7 protein-coding genes are annotated in these 6,903 nt (G+C 67.9%); 5 read left to right on the top strand and 2 right to left on the bottom strand.

Going from position 1 to position 6,903, the window contains the following annotated elements:
* Positions 1–69: 69 nt before the first annotated feature.
* From AB4Y99_RS15605 to AB4Y99_RS15595, 3 genes are all read left to right on the top strand, one after another.
* A complete protein-coding gene (locus AB4Y99_RS15605) occupies positions 70–495 on the top strand; it encodes a hypothetical protein (protein ID WP_133562911.1) in 426 nt (141 codons plus the stop codon).
* Between the two features lie 56 nt (positions 496–551).
* The gene (locus AB4Y99_RS15600) at positions 552–1,178 is read left to right on the top strand and encodes a LysE family translocator (RefSeq protein WP_441523937.1); all 627 of its coding nucleotides are present in this window, start codon (positions 552–554) and stop codon (positions 1,176–1,178) included.
* Positions 1,179–1,255: 77 nt separating this feature from the next.
* Positions 1,256–2,314, top strand: a complete 1,059-nt coding sequence (locus AB4Y99_RS15595; protein ID WP_441523936.1) for an MBL fold metallo-hydrolase — start codon at positions 1,256–1,258, stop codon at positions 2,312–2,314.
* A 9-nt stretch (positions 2,315–2,323) separates the two neighbouring features.
* Here AB4Y99_RS15595 and AB4Y99_RS15590 read toward each other — a convergent pair whose 3' ends face one another.
* A complete protein-coding gene (locus tag AB4Y99_RS15590; RefSeq protein WP_113252576.1) occupies positions 2,324–3,208 on the bottom strand; it encodes a GyrI-like domain-containing protein in 885 nt (294 codons plus the stop codon).
* Positions 3,209–3,347: 139 nt separating this feature from the next.
* On the opposite strand from AB4Y99_RS15590, the gene dapF reads away from it, so the two are divergent.
* On the top strand, positions 3,348–4,232 hold the full coding sequence (gene dapF / locus AB4Y99_RS15585; protein ID WP_112762715.1) for a diaminopimelate epimerase: 885 nt from the start codon (positions 3,348–3,350) through the stop codon (positions 4,230–4,232).
* 50 nt (positions 4,233–4,282) lie between these two features.
* Entirely contained in the window at positions 4,283–5,605 is a 1,323-nt protein-coding gene (mtaB, locus tag AB4Y99_RS15580) for a tRNA (N(6)-L-threonylcarbamoyladenosine(37)-C(2))-methylthiotransferase MtaB (protein ID WP_441523935.1), read from the top strand.
* Positions 5,606–5,728: 123 nt separating this feature from the next.
* Here the strand turns inward: mtaB and AB4Y99_RS15575 are convergent, their stop codons facing one another.
* Entirely contained in the window at positions 5,729–6,880 is a 1,152-nt protein-coding gene (locus AB4Y99_RS15575) for a sulfite oxidase (protein WP_441523934.1), read from the bottom strand.
* Positions 6,881–6,903: the final 23 nt, after the last annotated feature.

Below are 6,903 nucleotides of genomic sequence, written 5' to 3'. Positions count from 1 at the left end.
GGGTTACGGTGACAGGATGCCGCAACCTCGGTAACGGAGGGCGTCCCTTAATCGATTGCGAGCGCAACGATGCCTACCCGCCTCCTGATACCTTGTGTCATCGCCGTGTCCGCCGCCTTTGCCGGCCTGAACGGAGCCCAGGCGCAGCCCTGCTCCACCAATTTCACCAGCGCCGGCGTGCCGATGCTGTCGGAGATCACTTACCGCACCTGGGACCTCGTCAAGAGCCCGCCGGCCAAGGCCATTAATGGCGCCGCCCGCGCCGTGTCCGCCGAAGGTTTTGGCGGGATCCGCGTCGACAAGGCGACCAACACGCTCACCGCCCTTCAGGACGGAGCCGGCTCGGGCCGCCTGCAATCGCTGCGCATCACCGCCCGCAAGAGCGGCGGCGCAACCCGCCTCGATCTCGTTTTCACCGTCCAGGCAGGCCAGATCGGCCATGAGGGCGAGGTCCGCCGCGGCTTCTGCAACTTTGTCGACGCCGCTCGCGGCTGACCTCTTTACAAGCACCCGCTTCTGGTGATGGCTCTGGTTTTCAGGGAGCCATCATCATGACCTTCGAAGCCTGGGCCGCCTTCGCSGCCGCCACCGCCGTCCTSCTCGTYATCCCSGGSCCSACGATCCTGCTCGTCATCTCCTATGCGCTCGGCCAGGGCTGGCGCACGGCCTTCCCGATCGCGGTCGGCGTCGCGCTGGGCGACTTCACCGCCATGACCCTTTCGATGCTCGGCGTCGGCGCCCTGCTCGCAACATCAGCCATGATCTTCACCGCGCTGAAATGGATCGGCGCGGCCTATCTGATCTGGCTCGGCATCAAGCTCTTCCGCGCCGGCGGCACGCTGGATGCCAAGCCGCGCGAGGATGCCGCCCCTGCCTGGAAGATGCTCGGCCATGCCTGGCTGGTGACGGCGCTGAACCCGAAGAGCATCACCTTCTTCGTCGCCTTCCTCCCCCAGTTCCTCGACACCAAGGGCGATTTCTGGACGCAGATGCTGATCTTCGAGACGACCTTCATCGGCCTCGCCTTCGCCAACGCCATGGGCTACGCGCTGATCGCCTCCCGGGCTCGCGCCGTGGTGAGCAATCCGCGCGCCATCGGCCTGTTCAACAAGGCCGGCGGCACGCTGCTGATCGGCGCCGGCGTCGCGACGATGGCGATCCGCTCCGGCAGCAACTGACGGCCATCGCCTTTCGGAAGCCCTGTTGCCGCAGGCGGTCTTGATCGAACGTCACGACCGCCTACTTCTACCGGGCCATGAACCGCCGCAAACTCCTCTCCTTCCTCGGTCTCGGTGCCTTGCTGGCCTCGACCGGTGCGGCCTGGGCCGCGATCTCCCGCTCGCGCAACCCCTATTACCAGGGGCCCGTCAGCGACCATTTCGACGGTCTCGTCTTCAGCGACGGCCGTACGATCAACAAGGGGCTGATGGACGTGCTGCGCTGGCAGACCGGCAAGCGCGAGCGCGAAGCCTTCCCGCCGCAATACGCCGCGCCTGCGCAGGACAAGCCGCCGGCGCGGGTCGGTGGCGTGCGCATCGTCCATCTCGGCCACGCCTCCTTCCTCTACCAGATCGCAGGCCTCAACCTGCTGATCGACCCGGTCTATTCGGAGCGCGCGAGCCCTTTCACCTTCCTCGGGCCGAAGCGCGTCAACGCGCCCGGCGTCGCCTTCGACGACCTGCCGAAGATCGACGCGGTTCTGATCACCCACAATCATTACGACCATCTCGATATCGAGACGCTGGCGCGGATCCACCATCGCGACCGGCCGCGGATGATCATGCCGCTCGGCAACAACACCATCGTCAGGGCCCGCATCCCCGATGCCCGCACCGAGGCGCATGACTGGGACGACCGGTTGCAGCTCTCCGACGCCGTCGCCGTCACGCTGGTGCCGACCTATCACTGGTCAGCGCGCGGCGCCTTCGACCGGCGCATGGCGCTGTGGTGCTCCTTCATCCTCGAAACCGGCGGCACGAAGCTCTTCCATGTCGGCGACACCGGCTATCATGACGGCTCGCTCTATGAGCGACTCGGCCGTGACCATGGCCCGTTCAGCCTCGCCGTGCTGCCGATCGGCGCCTATGAGCCGCGCTGGTTCATGTCGGACAACCACATGAACCCGGAAGAGGCGGTGAAGGTCATGCAGGCGCTTCGCGCCGAACAGGCCATCGGCCACCACTGGGGTACCTTCCAGCTCACCGACGAGGGCGTCGAGCGCCCGCCCGAGGCACTGAAGGCGGCGCTGGCTGCCGCTGGCTTGCCGGAAGAGCGCTTCCGGCCGATGCGGCCGGGCCTGAGCTGGAGCGCGTGACGCCCCGCCTTATTTCGGCTGGACGTAGACGTTGATCTCCAGATTCGGATCGCCCGGATCGTTGAGATCGCTGACATATTCCTCGAGGAAGGCGTCCTTCACGACGATGCTCTTCGCCTCCAGATAGGCGGTGATCGTCTCATAGGTGGAATCGATGTCGTCATAGGGCGCCTGATGCAGGAAGCGCAGCGCCGCCCCGGCGGGCGAGGTCGACATCTTGAAATCGGCGCCGAGCGAAGGCGCCTGACCGCCCGGCGGGATCGCGACCGGCAGCATCGCATCGAAACGGAAGCCTTCATCCGTCGTTTCGACGAAGAGCGTCAGCGGCCGGCCGGCGGCGGTGAGCCCCGCCTTCTGCGCCTCGGCCCGCAACGCCTTGAAGCTGTCGGAGAGCTTCTGGAAGCCCTGATCCCATGTCGCCTGCCCTGACAGGAGAAGCACGGGCTTGGGCGAGAGCGTCACCTCCGCGACATCGCTCGTATCGGAGCCTTTGCCGGCCAGCGTGGAATTCGGGTCGGGCACACCGGTCTGCTGTTGCTGCGGGACGGGCGGCAGCGGTTGGCCCGGCGCCGGCAGGGTCGGCGGCGGCTGCACCGGCTGCGGCTCCAGCGGAAGCTGTGGCGTCGGCGCGGGCTGAACCGGCTGCGGCGTCACCGGAAAGGGCGGCGGCGGCGCGGGCTGGACCGGCTGCGGAGAGGGCTGCGAATCGGGAACCGCTGCGGGCGGGCCCTGATTGGGGGCCGAAGGCACCTGTACCGGGGTCGCGCCGGGCGGCGGGGCAAGCGGCACCGACTGGACGGCGGAAGGCGGAGCAACCGTCGCCTGGGCGAAGGCCATCGACACGGCACCGGCCATGCCGGTGCAGGCCAGAACACAAATCCGGAAATACCGCATCGTCACGGCCCTAGCTTCTCGCGATTCGCGCCCTTGCAGCGCAGCATAGAATGTCCACCTTCTCTCAGGAACGGGGACGAGGGTGGCTTTTTCACGTCGCCTCCGTCATAGACCCGTTATTCATGGGACGTGTGACCAAATGAACGCTCTGGCCAATCGCCGGTTCCTGAAGATGAACGGGCTCGGCAACCAGATCACCGTGCTCGACCTGCGCGGTACCAAGCTCTTGGTGGGCGCCGACGACGCGCGCGCCATCGCCGCCGAGCCGCGCGCCCGCTTCGACCAGCTCATGGTGCTGCACGATCCCCAGGTCGCGGGCACCGACGCCTTCGTCCGCATCTACAATGTCGACGGCTCCGAGGCCGGCGCCTGCGGCAACGGCACGCGCTGCGTCGCCTGGGCGATGGTCGCCGACCCCGGGATGGGCGACCCCGCCAGGACCAGCCTGACCTTGCAGACCAAGGCCGGCCTGCTGCCGGTCAGGCGCGAGAGCGAGACGATCTTCACCGTCGACATGGGCGCCCCGCGCCTCGCCTGGGACGAGATCCCGCTCGCCGAGCCCTTCGAGGATACCAGCCGCTTCGAATTGCAGATCGGCCCGATCGACGATCCGATCCTGCACACGCCCTGCGCCGTCAATATGGGCAATCCCCATGCGGTCTTCTTCGTCGAGGACCCCTATGCCTACAATCTCGCGCAGATCGGCCCATTGCTCGAGAACCACCCGATCTTCCCCGACCGCGCCAATATCGAGCTCGCCGCCGTCAAGGCCCCCGACCATATCGTGCTGCGTGTCTGGGAGCGTGGCGCCGGCATCACCCAGGCCTGCGGCTCGGGCGCCTGCGCGGCGCTGGTCGCCGCAGTGCGCCGTGAGCTATCGGCCCGCAAGGCCGTGGTCAGCCTACCGGGCGGCGATCTCACCATCGAATGGCGCGAGAGCGATGGCCACGTCCTGATGACAGGCGCGGCGGAGTTCGAATGGGAAGGCACGCTCGATCCATCCCTGTTCGAGAGCGCGGCCTGATGGGGCCGAAGCATTTTTGAGCGAAGTGGACACCGGTTCGCGTGAAGAAAATGCGAGAAGACAAAGGATCAGAGCATTTCCCCGTTTCGGAGAAACGGGGAAATGCTCTGGAGGTCGTCACCTTCGGCTGCCGCCTCAACATCGTCGAAAGCGAGGCGCTCAGGCTCCAGGCGGAAGCCGCCGGGCTGAAACACGCCGCGATCGTCAACTCCTGCGCCGTCACCGCCGAGGCGACCCGGCAGGCCCGTCAGGCCATCCGCCGCCTCAAGCGCGAGCAGCCGGACCGGCCCGTCATCGTCACCGGCTGCGCCGCGCAGATCGAGCCGGCCCGCTTTGCCGCCATGCCCGAGGCCGACCGCGTCCTCGGCAATGACGAGAAGCTGCGGCCGGAGAGCTGGGAGGCGCTTGCCCGTTCCAACAGCCTCGGCGGCGAGCAGGCCTTGCCTGCCGACAAGCTCGCAGTGGGCGACATCATGGCCCATGCGACCATGCGCGCGGCGCCGACGGGCCGCTTCGCCGGGCATACGCGCGGTTTCGTGCAGGTGCAGAACGGCTGCGACCATCGCTGCACCTTCTGCGTCATCCCCTTCGGCCGGGGCCATTCGCGCTCGCTGCCGGCGGGCGATGTCCTTGCCCAGTGCCGACGTCTCGTCGAGGCCGGCGCGCGCGAGATCGTCCTGACCGGCGTCGATCTCACCAGCTATGGCCGCGACTTGCCCGGCGAGCCGACGCTCGGCACGCTCGCAGCGCTGATCCTGCGCGAACTTCCGGAGCTGCCGCGCCTGCGCCTCTCCTCGATCGATGCCGTCGAGGTCGACGACGCCTTGCGCGATCTCATCGCCACGGAAGCGCGATTGATGCCGCATCTGCACCTGTCGCTGCAGCATGGCGACGACCTCATCCTCAAGCGCATGAAGCGCCGGCATAGCCGTAGCGACGCAATCCGCTTCTGTGACGAGATGCGGCGCCTGCGCCCCAACATCGTCTTCGGCGCCGACCTTATCGCCGGCTTCCCGACAGAGGATGAGGCGATGTTCGCCCGCTCGCTGTCCCTCATCGAGGAATGCGAGCTCAGCTTCGTCCATGTCTTTCCTTATTCGGCGAGGCCCGAAACGCCGGCCGCGCGCATGCCGCAACTGCCCGGCGAGATCGTGACGGAGCGGGCATCGAGGCTGCGTGCGGCCGCCGCGACGGCTCAGCAGCGGCACCTCGCGGCCCGGATGGGCCGGGCGCTCTCGGTGCTGACSGARCGCGGCAAKACCGGCCGCGCCGAGGATTTCACGCTCGTCCGGCTCGCAAGCGAGATCGAAGCGGGGCGGATCGTCTCGGTCACCGGCCATGCCAGCGACGGCCGTGCCTTGCTGGCCGCCTGAAGAGCCGAAACAAAGAGAAATAGCCGCCTCGGTCGCCGATGGGAGGAGGGAGTGACCGAGGCGGCAGAGCCGTGCCGGCAGCGGCAGACTCGAGGGGTTAGACGCGCCCGCGCCGTAAAAGGTTCAAATGCCCCGAGAAAATTCCTCGCGCAAACCCCTCGCGTCGCGCGCCGTAACCGTCCCGCTGACGCGCTGCACCTGATTGTTGCAGTAACCGCGCGGATTCCACGGCGGTTCGAGCGGCTGACAATTCCCGGCCGCATCCCGGGCGCGGGCCATGATCGTGAGCGGCCCCGGCGCCACGGCCGGCAGACGGGTCTCGAAACGACGCCAGCCGAAGGGGCCCTCGCCCGGTTCGAGCGCGACCTCGTCCCAACGGCTTCCGCCGTCGCAGGAGAGCTCGACTGCGGCAAGCGGAATGGCGCCGCTCCAGGCGAAGCCGGCGACCGCGACCATCTCGCCCGCCGCCACGGTGAAGCCATTCGTCGGGCGGGTGATCAGCGACTTCACCGGCATGTCGGTGATCACGGCGAAATGGGTGGGATCGAGCGGCTCGCCCGGCCGCAGCGCATGGATCGGAAGGCGGTAATCGGTGCCGCGCATCTTCTCGCCGTCATGTTCCTGGGTCCGCAGGCTGATGCGGTTCAGCCATTTCTGCCAGGCTGAGCCGGGATAGCCCGGCGCAACGATGCGCAGCGGCCCGCCATGCAGGCGCGGCAGGGGCTCATCGTTCATGGCGAAGGCGATCAGCGTCTCCGGCGACAGCGCCTTGGCGATCGGCAGGCCGCGCGACAGGGCCTCCTTCTCCGGCTTGCCGATCTGCCGGTCGGGCGCGAAATGGGCGGTATAGACGGCGCCCGGCCTCACGCCCGCATGGTTCAGCACATCGGCGAGCCTGACCCCGGTCCAGCGCGCACAGCCGACCGCGCCGAGCCGCCACGGCAACCCGTCGGTCGCGGGCGAGAATTGGGCGCGGCCGTTGCCGGCGCATTCCAGCACGGCAGTCTCGGTGACCGTCTCGAAAGCCTCCCGCAGCGCCGGAAGCGTCCAGACGGCCGGACGCTCGACCTCGCCGTCGATCGTCAGCGTCCACGAGCCTTCATCGGCGATGTCCGGAAGCTCGCCATTGTTGCGGATGAAGAAGGCGCTGACCGGCGTGATCGCCTCGTCGAGGAGATCGAGCGCCGGCTCGGCGTTCAGGGCCTCCTCGTCATGGACGTAGAGCCCCGGCTTCAGCCGGCGCAGCAAGGGCAGTTCGATAAGGCGGCGTGGCAAGCGAGAACGGTCTCCGGCGACAG

This window comes from Allobosea sp. TAB14, from assembly GCF_052113865.1.
In the GTDB taxonomy this organism is placed as follows: domain Bacteria; phylum Pseudomonadota; class Alphaproteobacteria; order Rhizobiales; family Beijerinckiaceae; genus Allobosea; species Allobosea spartocytisi.
This window is presented reverse-complemented; position numbering and strand designations above follow the sequence as displayed.